Origin of the sequence: Escherichia sp. UTM R2 (assembly GCF_048593455.1) — a bacterium.
Lineage (GTDB): Bacteria > Pseudomonadota > Gammaproteobacteria > Enterobacterales > Enterobacteriaceae > Escherichia > Escherichia coli.
Window position 1 is genome coordinate 635,014 of sequence record NZ_JBFWDY010000002.1, and the last position, 19,727, is coordinate 654,740.

Here is a 19,727-nt window from a genome sequence, read left to right on the forward strand (position 1 = left end):
TCACGAAGGCGATAACAATGAATAACACCCCCCGCTACCCGCAGCGCGTTCGCAATGATCTGCGCTTCCGTGAACTGACTGTGTTACGCGTTGAGCGCATCAGCGCCGGTTTTCAGCGCATTGTCCTCGGCGGCGAGGCGCTGGACGGTTTTACATCGCGTGGCTTTGACGATCACAGCAAACTCTTCTTTCCTCAACCTGACGCTCACTTTGTGCCGCCAACGGTAACGGAAGAGGGCATCGTCTGGCCGGAAGGACCACGCCCACCGTCGCGTGACTATACGCCGCTGTATGACGAACTACGCCATGAACTGGCGATTGATTTCTTTATTCACGACGGTGGGGTCGCCAGCGGCTGGGCGATGCAGGCGCAACCGGGCGATAAACTTACGGTGGCAGGTCCGCGCGGTTCGCTGGTGGTGCCGGAAGATTACGCGTATCAGCTGTATGTCTGCGATGAATCCGGAATGCCCGCATTGCGCCGCCGCCTGGAAACGTTGAGCAAACTTGCCGTTAAACCGCAAGTTAGTGCGCTGGTTAGCGTGCGGGATAACGCCTGTCAGGATTATCTCGCGCACCTTGATGGTTTTAATATCGAATGGCTGGCACATGATGAGCAGGCGGTAGATGTGCGTCTGGCGCAGATGCAAATCCCTGCCGATGATTACTTCATCTGGATAACCGGCGAAGGTAAAGTCGTTAAGAATTTAAGCCGCCGCTTTGAAGCGGAACAGTATGACCTACAGCGGGTACGTGCAGCGGCTTACTGGCACGCAAAGTAACTGATATATAAAAAGAAAAAGGCTGACGATTTCTCGTCAGCCTTTGCTATATCTGGTGGCCCCTGCTGGACTTGAACCAGCGACCAAGCGATTATGAGTCGCCTGCTCTAACCACTGAGCTAAGGGGCCATGGTAGCGGATTATAAAGTAACTCCGTGTCGCAATCCAGCCATTACCGCGCGCCTGCTGTTTTTATAAACAATGTATTTTCAATCCGTTATACTTTTCCTGGTGATGTTAGAAAGGAGTAAATATGGTTGAGGATATTTTGGCTCCAGGGTTACGGGTCGTGTTTTGCGGTATCAACCCTGGGCTTTCATCCGCCGGGACTGGTTTTCCCTTTGCTCATCCGGCAAATCGCTTCTGGAAGGTGATATATCAGGCCGGGTTTACCGACCGTCAGTTGAAGCCGCAGGAGGCACAGCATCTGCTGGATTATCGTTGTGGCGTCACCAAACTGGTAGACCGTCCAACGGTGCAAGCCAATGAAGTTTCAAAGCAGGAGCTACACGCAGGCGGGCGTAAGCTGATTGAAAAAATTGAAGATTATCAGCCGCAGGCGTTGGCGATTCTGGGCAAACAAGCATATGAACAGGGATTCAGCCAGCGCGGTGCACAGTGGGGGAAACAAACGCTCACCATTGGTTCGACGCAGATTTGGGTGCTGCCAAATCCCAGCGGTTTAAGTCGCGTTTCACTGGAGAAACTGGTTGAAGCGTATCGCGAGCTGGACCAGGCGCTGGTAGTGCGTGGGCGATAAAAAACGCCACCGAAAAGGTGGCGTTTGTGCAGAGGGCCTAGTGCCGGGTGCGGCGTAACGCCTGATCCGGCCTACCGATTAATCGTCCAGGAAGCTACGCAGCACTTCAGAACGGCTCGGGTGACGCAGTTTGCGCAGCGCCTTCGCTTCGATCTGACGGATACGTTCGCGGGTAACGTCGAACTGTTTACCCACTTCTTCCAGCGTGTGGTCGGTGTTCATATCGATACCGAAACGCATACGCAGAACTTTTGCTTCACGCGCGGTCAGGCCAGCCAGCACGTCGTGCGTTGCCGCACGCAGGCTTTCGGTGGTCGCAGAATCCAGCGGCAGCTCGAGGGTGGTATCCTCGATGAAATCCCCCAGATGCGAATCTTCATCATCACCGATCGGCGTTTCCATGGAGATTGGCTCTTTGGCGATCTTCAGCACTTTGCGGATCTTGTCTTCCGGCATCAGCATACGTTCAGCCAGTTCTTCCGGCGTCGGTTCACGGCCCATCTCTTGCAGCATCTGGCGAGAAATACGGTTGAGCTTGTTGATGGTCTCAATCATATGCACCGGAATACGGATGGTGCGCGCCTGATCCGCGATAGAGCGGGTGATCGCCTGACGGATCCACCAGGTTGCGTAGGTGGAGAACTTGTAACCACGGCGGTATTCGAATTTATCAACCGCTTTCATCAGACCGATGTTGCCTTCCTGAATCAGGTCAAGGAACTGCAAGCCACGGTTGGTGTATTTCTTAGCGATAGAAATAACCAGACGTAAGTTCGCTTCAACCATCTCTTTCTTCGCACGGCGGGCTTTCGCTTCACCGATGGACATACGACGGTTGATATCTTTAACCTGCTCGATGGTCAGGCCGGTTTCTTCTTCAATCTGCTGCAGTTTTTGCAGGGCGCGATGCACTTCTTCAGAGACATCGTGCAGTTTTTCCGACCACGGCTTGTTCATCGCAATTGCCGCGTTGAACCAGGTATCGCTGGTTTCGTTGCCGGTAAACAGGGTAATGAAGTTTTTCTTCGGCATTTTGCACTGCTCAACGCAGAGCTTCATGATCAGACGTTCTTGCGTACGAACGCGGTCCATCATGACGCGCATGCTGTTGACCAGGTAGTCAAACTGCTTCGGCACCAGGCGGAACTGTTTGAATACTTCAGACAGTTTCAGGATCTCTTCCTGAGCGGTAGCGTGACTGCGACCTTTCGCTTTGATGGTGTCACGCGTTACAACGTACTGAGCGCGTAGTTCCGCAAATTTTTCGCGAGCCAGTTCCGGGTCGATGCTGTTGTCATCATCGGCGCTGTCGTCATCGCCATCTTCTTCGTCTTCATCTTCGTCATCGTCCAGATCTTCCTGGGAAAGCTCAGAACCGACGTGAGTGGCGGTAGGTGCCAGATCTTCTTCTGCGTTCGGGTCAACAAAGCCGGTGATCAGATCGGACAGACGCGCTTCTTCTGCTTCAACACGATCGTACTGTTCCAGCAGATAGGTGATCGCTTCCGGATATTCAGCAACGGAGCATTGAACCTGGTTGATCCCGTCTTCAATACGCTTAGCGATGTCAATTTCGCCTTCGCGGGTCAACAGTTCAACGGTGCCCATTTCACGCATGTACATGCGTACCGGGTCAGTCGTGCGCCCGATTTCAGATTCCACGCTGGAAAGCACCTGCGCGGCGGCTTCGGCAGCATCTTCGTCCGCGGTGTTTTCAGCCAGCATCAGATCATCGGCATCCGGTGCTTCTTCCATCACCTGAATGCCCATGTCGTTGATCATTTGGATGATGTCTTCGATCTGATCTGAATCGACGATATCTTCCGGCAGATGGTCATTGACCTCGGCATAGGTCAGATAGCCTTGCTCCTTACCACGGGTGACAAGAAGTTTCAGCTGTGACTGCGGGTTTTGCTCCATAAGACGGTATCCACACTTATTTCATGAGGTTGGTGTTGGGCGATTGACCCGATGTCCTTCAGCCGTTAACGCTGAAATCCAACGGTTGTTTACCGCCAACGATAATTACGAGGGCGTACTTATATATTTGCCGCTGCCTCTCAGTGCGGCTGTCGGGGGCTTCCCGATCGCTCTTCGGCACTTAAGCCGTTAAATCACTTTTTCGCCAGCTCCTGGTTTAATGTCCAGAGCTCCAGGCGTTCTTCGTTGCTTAAACCATGCGTGCGCTCACGAGCGATTAACTCTTCCTGGCGCAGTTCAAGCAGCGAATCAAACATATGGTTGAGTGAGTCGGTGAAGGTTTGCTCAGCAATATTCTTATCTGCTATATCGTCCCACATCGACAGTTTTTCAAGGGTGGCAGCATTATTTGTACCACGATAGTGCTCTAAAAGTTGCCCGGTGGTCAGACCTGGCTGGGAGAGACAAGTGTTGACCAGTTCTCTGAATAAGCCAAGTCCAGGGAGCTTATTTTCATCCAGATTCTCAAGCGGCGGGACCAACGTCGCTAATTCTGGATTTTGCACCAGCAACCCTATAAGTATACGCATGGTCGTGCGTTTTAGCTGCGGAACAGGGCGAGAAACGCCGCTCTCTGCCGCTTTTGGCATTAATCGTTCAAGCTGGCTGTCATCAAGTATGCCTAATTTGTTGCCTAATTCCTGACGAAGATATATTCGCAGCGTTTCGCCCGGCACTTGCGATATCAATGGTAGTGCCAGCGTACTCAAACGTGCGCGCCCGTCAGGGGTACTCAGATCAACTTGCGGCATCAGACTGTTAAACAGAAATGCGGAGAGTGGCATCGCCTGCTCCATCCGCGCTTCAAACGCTTCTTTACCTTCTTTTCGTACTAGCGTGTCAGGGTCTTCGCCATCAGGCAAAAACATAAAGCGTAGCTGACGGCCGTCTGTCATGTAAGGCAGCGCCGTTTCCAGCGCTCGCCAGGCGGCATCGCGGCCTGCACGGTCGCCGTCATAACAGCAAATGACATTGTTGGTCGCGCGGAACAACAGTTGTATGTGATCGGCGGTGGTTGACGTACCTAACGACGCAACGGCGTAATTAATGCCGTATTGCGCCAGCGCCACCACGTCCATATAGCCTTCGACCACAAGCAGACGATTGGGTTCAGCGTTATCCTGCTGCGCTTCATAAAGACCGTAAAGCTGGCGGCCTTTATGGAAAATGTCTGTTTCCGGCGAGTTCAGGTATTTGGGGGTATCGTTGCCCAGCACGCGCCCGCCAAAACCAATCACCCGACCGCGTTTATCGCGAATGGGGAACATCACCCGCTCGCGGAAACGATCGTAACTGCGTCCCTGATCGTTAGTGACCAACATCCCCGCATCAATCAATGACTGGCGATTTTCTGGATTGCCGCCAAACCGCTTCAGGACGTTGTCCCAGCCGGGGGGCGCAAAACCAATCGCAAAGCGAGCGATAACCTCGTGGCTTAATCCGCGTTTTTCCAGATACTGGCGCGCAGACGTGGCAACAGGTTGTTGTAAAGATTGTTGGTAAAACGTATTCAGACCGTCCATCAACTGATAAAGCGTTTGCCTCTGATGGCGCTCGATCTGGCTGGGGCCGCTGCCTGCTTCAAATGGCACTTCAAGATTGTGCATTGCTGCCAGCTCTTCGACCGTTTCGACGAACTCGAGCTTGTCGTAGTTCATCAGGAAGTCGATCGCGTTGCCGTGCGCGCCACATCCAAAGCAGTGGTAAAACTGTTTCTCACCGTTAACGGTGAAGGACGGGGTTTTCTCGTTGTGGAATGGACAACACGCGTGGAAATTCTTGCCCTGCTTTTTCAGCTTCACACGGGCATCGATCAGATCGACGATGTCAGTGCGTGCCAGCAGATCATTAATGAATACGCGTGGGATTCGTCCAGCCATAGGCCCCGATTTTTAGCAATTCATAAACGAAAATAAGCCGCGCATTCCTTTCGGAAGCACGGCCTTACAACTACAACTCGGTCTGATCGGAGAGCAACGCTCTCGGGGAATTAGTACAGACGAGTGCGGCGTGCGTTTTCGCGAGCCAGTTTCTTCGCGTGACGTTTCACTGCAGAAGCTTTAGCGCGCTTACGTTCGGTAGTCGGTTTTTCATAGAACTCACGACGACGAACTTCCGCCAGAACACCTGCTTTTTCGCAGGAACGCTTGAAGCGACGCAGAGCTACGTCGAACGGCTCGTTTTCACGTACTTTAATTACCGGCATGTGCCTCTCACCTTTGATTAATTCGGTTTGCCGCTGGCATCAACGCCAGCTTATTTCAAAATGGTGCGGAATTTTACTGCAATTGCTGCTGCTTTGTAAAGCACCGCGGCCTTTTTTGAAAGGGACTTTTATAAGGGTGAGGAGTATACACGAGGCTTTCTCCAGGGGCGAACAAAGTTTTACATCAACCCGCATTGGTCCTACACTGCGCGGTAATAAAGCGAGGTAAAACAAGTCATGCGTGTACTGGGTATTGAAACTTCCTGCGATGAAACCGGCATCGCCATTTACGACGATGAAAAAGGTTTGTTAGCCAACCAATTGTATAGTCAGGTGAAATTGCACGCTGACTACGGCGGCGTCGTGCCTGAACTGGCCTCCCGCGATCATGTGCGTAAAACCGTACCGTTGATTCAGGCGGCGCTAAAGGAGTCTGGTTTAACGGCAAAAGACATTGATGCTGTGGCCTATACCGCAGGCCCTGGATTAGTCGGCGCGCTACTGGTTGGCGCGACCGTGGGGCGTTCTCTGGCGTTTGCCTGGGACGTTCCGGCGATCCCTGTACACCATATGGAAGGGCATCTGTTAGCGCCGATGCTGGAAGATAACCCGCCGGAATTTCCGTTTGTTGCGCTGCTTGTTTCCGGCGGTCATACGCAGTTAATCAGCGTGACTGGCATTGGTCAGTACGAGCTGCTCGGCGAGTCTATCGATGATGCCGCCGGTGAAGCGTTTGATAAAACCGCGAAGCTGCTGGGGCTGGATTATCCTGGCGGACCGTTACTGTCGAAAATGGCGGCTCAGGGTACTGCCGGGCGCTTTGTCTTCCCGCGTCCGATGACCGACCGTCCGGGGCTGGATTTCAGCTTCTCCGGTCTGAAAACCTTCGCGGCAAATACCATTCGTGACAACGGCACCGACGACCAGACGCGTGCTGATATCGCCCGCGCCTTTGAAGATGCGGTGGTCGATACGCTGATGATTAAGTGCAAGCGAGCGTTGGCTCAGACTGGCTTTAAGCGACTGGTCATGGCAGGCGGCGTGAGTGCTAACCGTACGTTACGGGCGAAGCTGGCTGAAATGATGAAAAAACGCCGCGGCGAAGTGTTCTACGCGCGTCCGGAGTTTTGTACTGATAACGGCGCGATGATCGCCTATGCCGGAATGGTGCGGTTTAAAGCAGGCGCGACGGCGGATCTCGGCGTTAGCGTGCGTCCGCGCTGGCCGCTGGCGGAGTTACCGGCCGCGTAAAACTATCGGGTGCCGGAGAGCAATTTCCGGCACCGTCCTTACTTAAAGCAACACCACGGGCATCCACAGTAAGCCGGTAATCACCAGCAATACGAGGAATATCAGCCCAAAAATCGCCCCCAGTCGCCAGTAATCCGCCGTTGGCAGATAACCACTACCGTAGTAAATCGGACTGGGTCCGGTGGCGTATGGTGTAAGAATGCTCCCCAGACCAATTGCCGCGCCAACCATCAGGCAGAACACCGGCAGCGGGATTTCCGGCATCGCCAGCGCGGCGGCGATCATCATCGGTGCGAGGGCGGAGGTATACGCCGTGGCGCTGGCGAAAAAGTAGCGCAGTAGATAAAACACCACAATCAATGCCACCATCACCATCGTCGGCGAATAACCACTTAAGCTGCCTGCTAACAGTTTGCCAAACCAGCTAATAAAACCGGTGTTGTTGAGTCCGGTGGCGAGGGTGATAAGCGAGGCCAGCCAGAAGAAAACGTTCCACGCCGCTTTATTACTGACAATGTCGTCCCAACTGATAATGCGCAGAAGCAGCATCAGTGCCACCACGCTGTAACCGACCATCGCGGCATCGATATAATCACCGCCGAAAATCCACAGCACCAGCGCGCCTACCATCAGCCCCAGCATCCGTTTTTCACGCGAACAGAGCGGGCCCATTGCCTGCAGTTCCGTCTCTGCCCAGCGCGGCACCTGATCGCCAGACTTCAGCACCGGCGGGTACAGCACGTAAGCCAGCCAGGGAACCAGCAGAACCAGTAAAATGCTGAGCGGCAACATCCCGAGGAACCAGTCGCCCCAACTCAGCGTGGCGTGAGATGCGCTTTTCATCAGTCCAATTAACAGCAAGTTTGGTGCCATCGCCGTCAGGAAAATGGCGCTGGTCACGCAGTCGGCAACAATCCCCATCCACATGATGTACGAGCCAATGCTGCGTGAACTGCTGTCGTTTGGTTGTGATTGATAGAGCGGTGGCAGGTTACGGATGATGGGATAGATAATCCCCGCACCACGCGCCGAGTTGGACGGTGTTACAGGTGCCAGGATCAGCTCGGAGAACATCACCGCATAGCCGAGAAACAGCGTACGATGCCCCATCTTTTTCACCAGAATCAGCGCAATGCGGCGTCCAAGCCCGGTTTTTTCATAGCCTGTGCCAAACATAAAGGCGGCGAAAATCAGCCAGATAACCGAATTAGAAAAACCGGAAACGGCCCACGAGAGGGATTTTGCAGTGAATTTAAAGCCTGGCTGAGCGAGCTGCTCCGGGCTGAACAGCAGCCAGGGAGAGAGTATGGCGATGATGGATATACCCACCATCGCCACCACGGCACCCGGCACGGGTTCGAGGATCAGTCCAACGATCACGCCAGTAAAAACGGCAAAGTAGAGCCAGGTATGGTTCTCCAGCCCTGCGGGAACCGGAAGTAGAGCAATAATGGCGATGACCGCCAGCGGCGCAAGATATCGCCACCATTCAGTGGAAGGTTTCATCGTGTTATGCCTGCGAAAAAGGAGAGGGGTGAGCCTCTCCGGGAGGGTTATTTGATGTAATGGACGTGCTCGCAGATCTCTTCCACGATGGGATCGCGGCGTTCGGCGAACAGCTTTTTGTTTTCGGCTATCAGGTTGTTGCCGTGGGTATCAATAGAGACAATCAGCGGGCCGAACTCTTTGACCCGGCAGACCCACAGTGACTCCGGCATTCCGAGCTCTGTCCAGTGCACTTCTTCAATCTCTTCCACCTGGGTTGCCGCCAGCACCGCGCAGCCTGCCGGGAAAATCACATGTAGCGCCTTGAATTTCTGGCAGCCTTCTTCGGTCAGCGGCCCCATACCACCTTTGCCAACCACCAGTTTCACGCCGGTCTGCTCAATAAATTCACGTTCAAAACTTTCCATACGCATACTGGTTGTCGGGCCGACGGAGACCATCTCCCATTTGTCGCCGTTTTTGCGCACGATGGGGCCAGCGTGGAAAATCGCTTTGCCGTTGAGATCGTAAGGGATCGGACGTTTCAGTTCGATCAAACGGCGGTGACAAACGTCGCGGCAGGTCACCAGCGTACCGGTCAGGTAGATCACATCGCCGACGCGAATATCTTGCAGATCTTCAGCTTTGATCGGGGTTGTCAGGATCTTTTTCATAACGCGCTCCGGGTGTGAGACAGATTTTCAAAGGTGAGATCGGCATGAACCAGCAGCGTGCCGCGACGATGCGCCCAGCAGCCGGTAGAGACAGCAACGCCGATGGTTGACGGATGGCGGGCGGCAGATTCGATATGTACGCCCATCACTGAACTGTTGCCGGTCAGCCCTTGTGGACCAATCCCCAGACGGTTGAGTCCTTCTTCCAGGCGTAGCTCCAGTTCTGCCGCTTTTGGATTGGGATGGCGGCTGCCAATCGGGCGCAAAATGGCTTTACGCGAGAGTACGGCGGCGGTTTCCACCGAGGTGGCGATGCCCACGCCCACCAGTACCGGTGGACAGGCGTTTACGGCGAGGGTGGAGATATTTTCGAAGACGAATTTCACCACGCCTTCGTAGCCTTCTGACGGCATTAACACTTTCGAGCGGCCAGGTAGCGTGCAGCCGCCGCCTGCCATGTAAACTTCGATTTCCGCATCGTCATTGTCGGGGATGATGTCCCAGGTGACCCACGGTACGCCGCTACCGGTATTTTTGCCGGTGTTTACTTCGTCAAAAATTTCTACCGCATTGTGACGTAGTGGCGCTTTGACGGTTGCCTCTTCCACGGCTTGTTTGAGTATGCTTTGCAGCTCGCCAAGCAGTGGGAAGCGGGAACCGACTTTAACGAAGAACATAATCTCCCCGGTGTCCTGACAGGCAGGACGATTCAGGTCAATCGCTTTTTGCATGTTGTCGAACATCGTATGGTAGATAATTTTCCCCATCGACGACGTTTCGGCATCCTTTAGCTGTTTTAGTTTATCCACCACGTCATCAGGCATTCGGGTAGAAATCATGGCGGTAAAGTTAGCGACAATCTCTGTCAACTTATTCACTGCCTGTTGCTTATTACTTTCGCTCATCATGGCAACTCCAGTTTTTGTATTTGTCTGGAAAAATTCACCGCCACAAACTACCACTAAAAATGTGGTTTTATATTTTTTGCCACCGTGAATATGTAATTAACAGTTCGTGAATCAACGCGAAAATAAGAATGAATATTGCGCCAGAGCAGGGAATGGCAATGTTTTGCGAAATACACTGCGCTTATCACAACTGCGGATAATTAACGATGCTGAATAGCTGGCCTTTAGCCAAAGACTTGCAGGTACTGGTAGAAATCGTTCACAGCGGGAGTTTTAGCGCCGCAGCGGCGACGCTTGGGCAGACGCCTGCATTTGTCACCAAGCGGATCCAAATCCTTGAAAATACGCTGGCAACAACGCTGCTGAACCGCTCCGCTCGCGGCGTGGCGCTGACTGAAAGTGGCCAACGTTGTTACGAACATGCGTTGGAAATCCTCACCCAATATCAGCGACTGGTCGATGACGTCACGCAAATCAAAACGCGCCCGGAGGGGATGATTCGTATTGGTTGCAGTTTTGGTTTTGGGCGCAGCCATATTGCGCCAGCTATTACCGAACTGATGCGCAATTATCCTGAGTTACAGGTGCATTTTGAATTGTTCGATCGGCAAATTGATTTAGTGCAGGATAATATTGATCTGGATATTCGTATTAATGACGAAATTCCTGATTATTATATTGCGCATCTTTTGACAAAAAATAAAAGAATATTATGCGCAGCACCTGAGTATCTGCAAAAATATCCGCAGCCACAATCCCTACAGGAATTAAGTCGTCATGACTGTCTGGTGACCAAAGAGCGCGATATGACCCATGGAATATGGGAGTTGGGGAACGGTCAGGAGAAAAAATCGGTGAAGGTAAGCGGGCATCTTTCCTCCAATAGCGGCGAGATTGTGCTGCAATGGGCGCTGGAGGGCAAAGGGATTATGCTGCGTTCCGAGTGGGATGTGTTGCCGTTTCTGGAGAGTGGCAAACTGGTGCAAGTATTGCCAGAGTATGCACAAAGCGCCAATATCTGGGCTGTTTACCGGGAGCCGCTCTATCGCAGCATGAAATTACGTGTCTGCGTGGAATTTCTGGCGGCATGGTGCCAGCAACGGCTGGGCAAGCCCGATGAAGGCTATCAGGTCATGTAGATCCACCAGAAATCACTCGGGATCCTTTTCGCGCTTTCTTTTGAATTTCGTCCAGATTTTTGTCTCCTGACGACGCCACAGACGTTGGATGTTGTCATGATGACGCAGCAGGATCAGGCAAGAGAGCATCGAAACCGGGAAGGTGAATTGTGGCTTAAACCACCAGACATAAAACGGAGCAATCAGTGCACTGACAATCGCTCCCAGCGACGAGTATCCGCTCAATAGCACGGTCAGTAACCAGGTTCCCGCCATTACTCCGGTGAGATCCCAGCCAATGGGTGCGATGGCACCAAAAGCGGTAGCAACGCCTTTTCCTCCTTTAAATCCGAAGAAAACGGGCCAGATGTGTCCAAGACAGGCGGCGATGGCAATTAAGCCTAGCCAGAAGGGGCTGACACCTAATTCATACGCGCCCCAGACGGGCAACATTCCTTTCAGAACGTCGAAAATCAGTACTGCTACGGCTGCTCCCTTGCCACCGATACGTAACACATTGGTTGCGCCTGGATTGCCGGAGCCGCTGGTTCGCGGATCGGGCAGCCCACACAAGCGGCAAACCAGAATGGCACTGGAAATGGAGCCGCAGAGGTACGCGATGAGGATCATTCCAGGCGCGATTGCACTCATAAGCTGTTCCGTTTTGAAAATTCGTGTTCAACGATGAATCTGTGGATAATACGCACATTTCGCCGGAAGTGGTATCCGGTTAGCCAAAAAGCAGGCAGGACGTGATGGATATTGTATTTATAGAGCAACTTTCGGTAATCACCACTATTGGTGTTTACGACTGGGAACAGACCATCGAACAGAAGTTAGTGTTCGATATCGAAATGGCGTGGGATAACCGTAAAGCGGCGAAAAGTGATGATGTGGCGGATTGCCTCAGTTACGCTGACATTGCAGAAACGGTGGTCAGCCACGTCGAGGGGGCGCGTTTTGCGCTGGTGGAACGCGTGGCTGAAGAGGTGGCGGAGCTGCTGTTAGCACGCTTCAACTCGCCGTGGGTGCGTATCAAACTCAGCAAGCCAGGCGCAGTGGCGCGGGCGGCGAATGTTGGCGTAATCATTGAGCGTGGCAATAATCTGAAAGAAAATAATTAATTTTACAGCTGTTAAACCAAACGGTTATAACCTGGTCATACGCAGTAGTTCGGACAAGCGGTACATTTTAATAATTTAGGGGTTTATTGATGAGCGATATGCACTCGCTGCTGATAGCGGCAATATTGGGTGTGGTCGAAGGATTGACAGAATTTCTGCCGGTATCCAGCACGGGCCATATGATTATTGTCGGTCACTTGTTGGGGTTTGAGGGCGACACGGCGAAAACCTTTGAAGTTGTGATCCAGTTAGGATCAATTCTGGCGGTAGTAGTGATGTTCTGGCGGCGTCTGTTTGGCCTGATTGGCATCCACTTTGGCCGCCCGTTGCAGCACGAAGGTGAAAGCAAAGGTCGTTTAACGCTGATCCACATTTTGCTGGGGATGATTCCGGCGGTGGTATTGGGGCTGTTGTTCCACGACACGATTAAGTCATTGTTTAACCCGATAAATGTGATGTATGCGCTGGTCGTTGGCGGTTTGTTGCTGATTGCCGCCGAATGCCTGAAGCCGAAAGAGCCGCGTGCGCCGGGTCTTGATGATATGACCTATCGTCAGGCATTTATGATTGGCTGTTTCCAGTGTCTGGCGCTGTGGCCGGGTTTCTCCCGTTCCGGGGCGACCATTTCAGGTGGGATGCTGATGGGGGTGAGCCGTTACGCTGCTTCCGAGTTTTCGTTCCTGCTGGCGGTGCCGATGATGATGGGCGCAACGGCGCTCGATCTCTACAAAAGCTGGGGCTTCCTGACAAGCGGCGATATCCCGATGTTTGCCGTTGGGTTTATCACCGCTTTTGTGGTGGCGCTGATAGCGATTAAAACCTTCCTGCAATTGATTAAGCGCATTTCGTTTATCCCGTTCGCCATTTATCGCTTTATTGTGGCGGCTGCGGTGTATGTCGTGTTCTTTTAATTGAGGAATAGTGTCGGATGCTTGGCGTTGTCAACGATTGCGTAGGCCGAATAAGGCGTTCACGCCGCATCCGGCAATCAACGCCTGATGCGACGCTTGCGCGTCTTATCAGGCCTACAACTGTCGTTGACATGTAGCCGGATAAGGCGTTTACGCCGCATCCGGCAAAATGCCCAATACTCATTCAGGCTTTGGGCAACGTTGTTCCTTCCAGCTGGCTACCGCCGCAATCCGCCGTCGGGTCAGCTCCTCGCGAATCTCCACACCTTTAAATCCCGCTTCAACGACGGCTTTTGTCGGCACTGACTGCGCCACTTCCCAGGCTTCGCGCAACCAGCGGCCTTGCGGGTAGTCCGCTGATTCAAAACCGGTTCTGCCGCGCACGTCAGCCTCGCTGGTCAGCGCCAGTTGCTCGACACGCTGCGGTTTACGCCAGGCATCGATGGAATCAAATAATTTGACGATGGTTTTTGGGTTCAGCATTGGGAAGGTGTGGATGAGATCGTGAAACTCAGCCACCAGTCTGGCTAAATCGCGAATTTCATTTGGCACGCGCAGACGCTGGCATAGTTGTTCCACTAACTTAACACCCGCCGGGCCATGACCATGATGACGCGGCCAGAGTTCTGGCGGCGTCAGCCCTTTACCGAGATCGTGGCATAAAGTTGCGAAACGGACATCGACCTGCGGACTCAGCATCGCCGCCATTGAGAGCGTCATTAAGGTATGAATACCCGTATCGATTTCCGGATGCCACTTGGCAGGGGCCGGAACGCCAAACAGTGCGTCAATTTCCGGGAATAAAACGCGCAGTGCGCCGCAATCGCGCAGTACCTGGAAGAACACCTGTGGATTGCGGGTGGTGAGGGCGCTTTCCGTCTCTTTCCATACCCGTTCAGGCGTCAGGTGTTCCAGTTCACCCGCATGGGTCATCTCGCGCATCAACGCCAGAGTTTCATCGGCAATACGAAAACCGAGGTGGGCATAACGCGCAGCAAAACGCGCCACGCGCAATACGCGTAACGGATCTTCGCCAAAAGCGGGGGAAACATGGCGCAACAGACGATTTTGCAGATCGCCCAGACCGTTGTACGGGTCGATAATCTCGCCGTTATCGTCCTGGGCCAGCGCATTAATGGTCAGATCGCGACGCTTAAGATCATCTTCCAGCGTGACATCCGGTGCGGCATAGCAAGTAAAACCGGTGTAACCGGAACCGGATTTCCGTTCGGTACGTGCCAGCGCATACTCTTCATGCGTTTGCGGATGCAGAAACACAGGAAAATCGCGGCCTACCTGCTGGTAGCCCGCGTCGAGCATCTCCTGTGGCGTACTGCCGACCACCACCCAATCTCTGTCTTTGACCGGTAGCCCTAACAATGCATCCCGAACAGCACCACCGACCAGATAAATCTTCACGCCATCATCCCTTCGTCAAATACACAATTCCTAATAATAAGACAGTGCAACGAAGAAGGCGATTTAGTTCATCCAGCGATCTTTGCGTTTGCGGCTTGGGATCAGGTGCGGCAGTACCAGACCGAGCAGCAAGCCAAGCCCCAGCACGCCACCGCCATACATAAACCATTGCATGATGATGGTGCGCTGTTTGTCATCCAGCTGTACGCTGGCGGCATCGACCTTTTTCTGCGCGACAATCAGCTCGTTTTTCAGTTTCTGATTTTCTTCTTTTAACCCGTTGATCACGCTGTCGCTCTGCGCCACTTTTTGCTGCATTTCTGCGGTGCGCTGATTCCAGGTGTTATCGATATTGGTGAGTTTATCGGTCAGGGTTTTGACCTGATTTTCCAGATCTGGCACACGGGAGCGCAGGCTTGGCTCAGTGCTAAGTTGTTTCAACGGGATCCAGGCGGTACGGCCAGAGCTGTCTTTCACCTGGGCATAATTGGTGTTGGCGTCAGTTTGTAATAAGGTCACTTCCTCGCCGGCGTTAACCGTGCCCACGAGGCGATAATGATCTCCCGGACCGCTGCGGACCCAGGTATTCAGTTCGTCGGAAACATAGCGCGTTTCTTCAGCGTGTGAGACGGCAGTCGCGCTAAGTGCGAGTAAAGTTAATCCGATCAGGCGTAATTTTGGCATCAGGCTGTCGTTATTGTCATGGAAAGTGGAACGATAGTAGTGGCATCAGTGTCGCTACGCAAAGCATTCGACATCAATCGGAATCCTCTGTGTCAGGTCTTGCCACTGCTTCAAACTTTTACGCCCGTCAAATTGCCCGTTGCATGGCAATTTGGCGCAAAATACTATCTACTGACAAAAAAGATCGCATTAAGTTCGCCGTTCATCGTCACTTATGTGACATAACCGATAAGTAAAGGCCATGGCTCAGGAAATCGAATTAAAGTTTATTGTTAATCACAGTGCCGTTGAGGCGTTGCGTGACCATCTCAATACGCTGGGCGGCGAGCACCATGACCCCGTGCAGTTGCTGAATATTTACTACGAAACGCCGGATAACTGGCTGCGTGGGCACGATATGGGCTTACGTATTCGTGGCGAAAACGGTCGCTATGAGATGACCATGAAAGTTGCAGGAAGAGTGACAGGCGGCTTACATCAGCGCCCGGAATATAACGTGGCGTTGAGCGAACCGACGCTCGACCTGGCGCAGTTACCGACGGAAGTCTGGCCGAACGGCGAATTGCCCGCCGATCTCGCCTCCCGCGTGCAGCCGCTGTTCAGCACCGATTTTTATCGCGAAAAATGGCTGGTGGCGGTCGATGGTAGCCAAATTGAAATCGCCCTCGACCAGGGGGAAGTGAAAGCGGGTGAATTTGCTGAACCTATCTGTGAGCTGGAACTGGAACTGCTTAGCGGCGACACGCGCGCGGTGCTGAAACTGGCGAACCAACTGGTATCGCAAACCGGATTACGCCAGGGCAGCCTGAGCAAAGCGGCGCGTGGCTATCATCTGGCGCAGGGCAATCCGGCGCGTGAAATCAAACCGACCACCATTTTGCATGTTGCGGCAAAAGCCGATGTGGAACAGGGGCTGGAAGCGGCGCTCGAGCTGGCGTTAGCGCAATGGCAGTATCATGAAGAACTGTGGGTACGCGGCAACGATGCGGCGAAAGAACAGGTGCTGGCAGCCATTAGCCTGGTCCGTCATACGCTGATGCTGTTCGGTGGTATTGTGCCGCGTAAAGCGAGCACTCACTTACGTGATCTGCTGACTCAATGCGAGGCGACCATTGCTTCTGCGGTGTCTGCCGTGACGGCGGTCTACTCTACCGAAACGGCAATGGCGAAGCTGGCGTTGACCGAATGGTTGGTAAGCAAAGCATGGCAGCCATTTTTAGATGCCAAAGCGCAGGGCAAAATCAGCGACTCCTTCAAACGCTTTGCCGATATCCATCTTTCCCGCCATGCCGCTGAACTGAAAAGCGTTTTCTGCCAGCCGTTAGGCGATCGCTACCGTGACCAGTTGCCACGCCTGACGCGTGATATTGACTCAATACTGTTGCTGGCGGGTTACTATGATCCTGTCGTCGCGCAAGCCTGGCTGGAGAACTGGCAGGGGCTGCATCACGCTATTGCGACCGGGCAACGCATCGAAATTGAACATTTCCGTAATGAGGCAAACAATCAGGAACCGTTCTGGTTGCACAGCGGAAAACGTTAATCAGGCAAGGATAAAATCGCTTATGAAGCCGCTCTCTTCACCGTTACAGCAGTACTGGCAGACCGTTGTTGAGCGGCTGCCAGAGCCTTTAGCCGAGGAATCACTTAGCGCACAGGCGAAGTCAGTACTTACTTTTAGTGATTTTGTGCAGGACAGCGTGATTGCGCATCCAGAGTGGCTGACGGAACTGGAAAGCCAACCGCCGCAGGCCGACGAATGGCAGCATTACGCGGCATGGTTGCAGGAGGCGCTCTGTAATGTGAGTGACGAAGCCGGGTTAATGCGCGAGCTGCGGCTATTCCGGCGGCGCATTATGGTGCGCATCGCCTGGGCGCAAACGCTGGCACTGGTTACTGAAGAGAGCATATTGCAGCAGCTCAGCTATCTGGCGGAGACGCTGATTGTTGCGGCGCGTGACTGGCTGTATGACGCCTGCTGCCGCGAGTGGGGAACGCCGTGCAATGCGCAGGGCGAAGCGCAACCGCTGCTGATTTTAGGCATGGGTAAGCTGGGCGGTGGGGAACTGAATTTCTCCTCAGATATCGATCTGATTTTTGCCTGGCCGGAACATGGTTGTACGCAGGGCGGACGCCGGGAACTGGATAACGCGCAGTTTTTTACCCGCATGGGGCAGCGGCTGATTAAAGTGCTGGATCAACCAACGCAGGATGGCTTCGTCTATCGCGTGGATATGCGACTGCGTCCGTTTGGCGAAAGTGGCCCGCTGGTGCTGAGCTTTGCGGCGCTGGAAGATTATTACCAGGAGCAGGGGCGCGACTGGGAGCGTTACGCGATGGTCAAGGCGCGGATTATGGGCGATAGCGAAGGCGTCTATGCTAACGAGTTGCGTGCGATGCTGCGCCCGTTTGTTTTCCGTCGTTACATCGATTTCAGCGTGATTCAGTCGCTGCGCAACATGAAAGGGATGATTGCCCGTGAAGTGCGTCGACGTGGTTTGACCGACAATATCAAACTCGGCGCAGGCGGCATTCGCGAAATTGAATTTATCGTTCAGGTGTTCCAGCTCATTCGCGGTGGGCGCGAACCGTCGCTGCAGTCGCGCTCTTTACTGCCAACGCTCAGCGTCATTGCCGCGCTGCATCTGCTTTCTGAAAACGATGCTGAACAATTGCGAGTGGCGTATCTGTTCCTGCGGCGTCTGGAAAACCTGCTGCAAAGCATTAACGACGAACAAACCCAGACGCTTCCTTCTGATGAGCTTAACCGTGCGCGGCTGGCGTGGGCGATGGACTTTGCTGACTGGCCGCAACTGACCGGGGCGCTGACCGCACATATGACCAATGTGCGCCGGGTGTTTAATGAATTGATTGGCGACGACGAAAGTGAAACTCAGGAAGAGTCGCTGTCGGAACAGTGGCGTGAGCTGTGGCAGGATGCGTTGCAGGAAGATGACACCACGCCAGTGCTGGCGCATCTTAGCGAGGATGATCGCAAACAGGTGCTAACGCTGATTGCCGATTTCCGCAAAGAGCTGGATAAGCGCACCATCGGGCCGCGAGGACGTCAGGTGCTCGACCATCTGATGCCGCATCTGCTAAGTGATGTCTGTGCGCGTGAAGACGCTGCCGTTACGCTGTCGCGCATTACCGCCTTGCTGGTGGGGATTGTTACCCGCACCACCTATTTAGAATTGCTCAGTGAATTCCCCGCGGCGCTTAAACATTTGATTTCTCTGTGTGCCGCGTCGCCGATGATTGCCAGCCAGCTGGCGCGTTATCCATTATTGCTGGATGAATTGCTCGATCCAAACACCCTTTACCAGCCGACGGCGACCGATGCCTACCGCGATGAGTTGCGCCAGTATTTGCTGCGCGTGCCGGAAGATGACGAAGAGCAACAGCTTGAGGCGCTGCGTCAGTTCAAACAGGCGCAGCTGTTACGCATCGCCGCAGCGGATATCGCCGGTACGCTACCGGTGATGAAAGTGAGCGATCACTTAACCTGGCTGGCGGAAGCCATGATAGATGCCGTCGTTCAGCAGGCGTGGGTTCAAATGGTTGCCCGCTACGGTAAGCCGAATCACCTGAACGAACGCGAAGGGCGTGGTTTTGCAGTGGTCGGCTACGGCAAGCTGGGCGGCTGGGAGTTAGGCTACAGTTCCGATCTTGACCTGATCTTCCTCCATGATTGCCCAATGGATGCGATGACTGACGGCGAGCGGGAAATCGACGGACGACAGTTTTATCTGCGTCTGGCGCAACGCATTATGCACCTGTTCAGCACGCGAACCTCTTCCGGCATTTTGTACGAAGTGGATGCACGGCTGCGCCCGTCCGGGGCGGCGGGAATGCTGGTTACCTCCACAGAAGCATTTGCCGATTATCAGAAAAACGAGGCCTGGACGTGGGAGCATCAGGCGCTGGTGCGTGCGCGTGTAGTGTACGGCGATCCGCAGCTCACCGCGCACTTTGACGCAGTACGTCGCGAGATTATGACGCTGCCGCGTGAAGGTAAAACTCTGCAAACGGAAGTGCGGGAAATGCGCGAGAAAATGCGCGCTCATCTCGGCAATAAACATCGCGATCGCTTTGATATCAAAGCTGATGAAGGGGGAATTACCGATATCGAATTTATTACCCAATATCTGGTGTTGAGCTACGCTCATGAAAAACCGAAGTTAACGCGCTGGTCAGACAACGTGCGTATTCTGGAACTACTGGCGCAAAACGACATTATGGAAGAGCAGGAAGCGATGGCGCTGACCCGTGCTTACACTACGCTTCGCGATGAACTTCATCATCTGGCATTACAGGAATTGCCGGGCCATGTGTCGGAGGATTGCTTCACCGCAGAGCGTGAACTGGTGCGGGCAAGCTGGCAGAAGTGGCTGGTGGAAGAATGAAGTATGGTATTATCGCGCG

The 19,727-nt window shown here is 53.6% G+C and carries 17 protein-coding genes and 1 tRNA gene; 8 read left to right on the plus strand and 10 right to left on the minus strand.

All coding sequences use genetic code 11. The features are described from left to right. The first annotated feature begins 17 nt into the window (after positions 1-17). Positions 18-782, plus strand: coding sequence for an NADPH-dependent ferric chelate reductase NfeF (gene nfeF / locus AB4H76_RS03900; protein ID WP_077491879.1), 765 nt, complete (start codon positions 18-20; stop codon positions 780-782). Positions 783-835: 53 nt separating this feature from the next. Here nfeF and AB4H76_RS03905 read toward each other — a convergent pair. Beyond that, positions 836-911, minus strand: a tRNA-Ile gene (locus AB4H76_RS03905). Positions 912-1,035: 124 nt separating this feature from the next. Here AB4H76_RS03905 and mug point away from each other — a divergent pair. Next, the gene (mug, locus tag AB4H76_RS03910; protein WP_000228937.1) at positions 1,036-1,542 is read left to right on the plus strand and encodes a G/U mismatch-specific DNA glycosylase; all 507 of its coding nucleotides are present in this window, start codon (positions 1,036-1,038) and stop codon (positions 1,540-1,542) included. Positions 1,543-1,620: 78 nt separating this feature from the next. Here the strand turns inward: mug and rpoD are convergent, their stop codons facing one another. The 3 genes from rpoD to rpsU form a co-directional block, all read right to left on the minus strand. Then, a complete protein-coding gene (rpoD, locus tag AB4H76_RS03915; protein WP_000437375.1) occupies positions 1,621-3,462 on the minus strand; it encodes an RNA polymerase sigma factor RpoD in 1,842 nt (613 codons plus the stop codon). Positions 3,463-3,656: 194 nt separating this feature from the next. Further along, the gene (gene dnaG, locus AB4H76_RS03920; RefSeq protein WP_000918827.1) at positions 3,657-5,402 is read right to left on the minus strand and encodes a DNA primase; all 1,746 of its coding nucleotides are present in this window, start codon (positions 5,400-5,402) and stop codon (positions 3,657-3,659) included. Positions 5,403-5,512: 110 nt separating this feature from the next. Further along, positions 5,513-5,728 (minus strand): 30S ribosomal protein S21, encoded by a 216-nt coding sequence (rpsU, locus tag AB4H76_RS03925; RefSeq protein ID WP_001144069.1) that lies wholly within the window; start codon positions 5,726-5,728, stop codon positions 5,513-5,515. A gap of 237 nt (positions 5,729-5,965) precedes the next feature. Here rpsU and tsaD point away from each other — a divergent pair, with 237 nt between their 5' ends. Continuing rightward, positions 5,966-6,979 (plus strand): tRNA (adenosine(37)-N6)-threonylcarbamoyltransferase complex transferase subunit TsaD, encoded by a 1,014-nt coding sequence (tsaD, locus tag AB4H76_RS03930; RefSeq protein WP_085452720.1) that lies wholly within the window; start codon positions 5,966-5,968, stop codon positions 6,977-6,979. Positions 6,980-7,021: 42 nt separating this feature from the next. Here the strand turns inward: tsaD and ttdT are convergent, their stop codons facing one another. The 3 genes from ttdT to ttdA are packed head-to-tail and all read right to left on the minus strand — an operon-like array spanning position 7,022 to position 10,046. Beyond that, positions 7,022-8,485: an L-tartrate/succinate antiporter gene (gene ttdT, locus AB4H76_RS03935; RefSeq protein ID WP_000804973.1), complete on the minus strand. Its 1,464-nt coding sequence runs from the start codon at positions 8,483-8,485 to the stop codon at positions 7,022-7,024. Positions 8,486-8,532: 47 nt separating this feature from the next. Continuing rightward, complete coding sequence (ttdB, locus tag AB4H76_RS03940; RefSeq protein ID WP_000722957.1) at positions 8,533-9,138, minus strand: L(+)-tartrate dehydratase subunit beta; 606 nt, start codon at positions 9,136-9,138, stop codon at positions 8,533-8,535. Next, positions 9,135-10,046, minus strand: a complete 912-nt coding sequence (gene ttdA, locus AB4H76_RS03945) for a L(+)-tartrate dehydratase subunit alpha (RefSeq protein ID WP_000986797.1) — start codon at positions 10,044-10,046, stop codon at positions 9,135-9,137. The genes ttdB and ttdA overlap by 4 nt, the downstream gene beginning before the upstream one ends. A 206-nt stretch (positions 10,047-10,252) precedes the next feature. On the opposite strand from ttdA, the gene ttdR reads away from it, so the two are divergent. Continuing rightward, entirely contained in the window at positions 10,253-11,185 is a 933-nt protein-coding gene (gene ttdR, locus AB4H76_RS03950; protein ID WP_000935206.1) for an L-tartrate utilization transcriptional activator TtdR, read from the plus strand. Positions 11,186-11,197: 12 nt separating this feature from the next. On the opposite strand, the gene plsY is transcribed toward ttdR, so the two are convergent. Next, positions 11,198-11,815, minus strand: coding sequence for a glycerol-3-phosphate 1-O-acyltransferase PlsY (gene plsY / locus AB4H76_RS03955; protein WP_001272796.1), 618 nt, complete (start codon positions 11,813-11,815; stop codon positions 11,198-11,200). 104 nt (positions 11,816-11,919) lie between these two features. Between plsY and folB the strand changes: the two genes are divergently transcribed. Both folB and bacA read left to right on the plus strand, forming a co-directional pair. Then, a complete protein-coding gene (gene folB, locus AB4H76_RS03960; protein ID WP_001295541.1) occupies positions 11,920-12,288 on the plus strand; it encodes a bifunctional dihydroneopterin aldolase/7,8-dihydroneopterin epimerase in 369 nt (122 codons plus the stop codon). Between the two features lie 89 nt (positions 12,289-12,377). Beyond that, positions 12,378-13,199, plus strand: coding sequence for an undecaprenyl-diphosphate phosphatase (gene bacA, locus AB4H76_RS03965; RefSeq protein WP_001281927.1), 822 nt, complete (start codon positions 12,378-12,380; stop codon positions 13,197-13,199). A 180-nt stretch (positions 13,200-13,379) separates the two neighbouring features. Here the strand turns inward: bacA and cca are convergent, their stop codons facing one another. Together cca and AB4H76_RS03975 are read right to left on the minus strand one after the other, a co-directional pair. Continuing rightward, a complete protein-coding gene (gene cca, locus AB4H76_RS03970; RefSeq protein WP_000708487.1) occupies positions 13,380-14,618 on the minus strand; it encodes a fused tRNA nucleotidyltransferase/2',3'-cyclic phosphodiesterase/2' nucleotidase/phosphatase Cca in 1,239 nt (412 codons plus the stop codon). Between the two features lie 63 nt (positions 14,619-14,681). Beyond that, positions 14,682-15,302 carry a TIGR04211 family SH3 domain-containing protein gene (locus tag AB4H76_RS03975; RefSeq protein WP_001125331.1) on the minus strand — a complete coding sequence of 207 codons (621 nt, stop codon included), beginning with the start codon at positions 15,300-15,302 and terminating at the stop codon, positions 14,682-14,684. Between the two features lie 241 nt (positions 15,303-15,543). On the opposite strand from AB4H76_RS03975, the gene ygiF reads away from it, so the two are divergent. Both ygiF and glnE read left to right on the plus strand, forming a co-directional pair. Continuing rightward, positions 15,544-16,845, plus strand: a complete 1,302-nt coding sequence (ygiF, locus tag AB4H76_RS03980; RefSeq protein ID WP_000046281.1) for an inorganic triphosphatase — start codon at positions 15,544-15,546, stop codon at positions 16,843-16,845. 22 nt (positions 16,846-16,867) lie between these two features. Then, positions 16,868-19,708, plus strand: a complete 2,841-nt coding sequence (gene glnE, locus AB4H76_RS03985; protein WP_001329420.1) for a bifunctional [glutamate--ammonia ligase]-adenylyl-L-tyrosine phosphorylase/[glutamate--ammonia-ligase] adenylyltransferase — start codon at positions 16,868-16,870, stop codon at positions 19,706-19,708. Positions 19,709-19,727 lie beyond the last annotated feature (19 nt).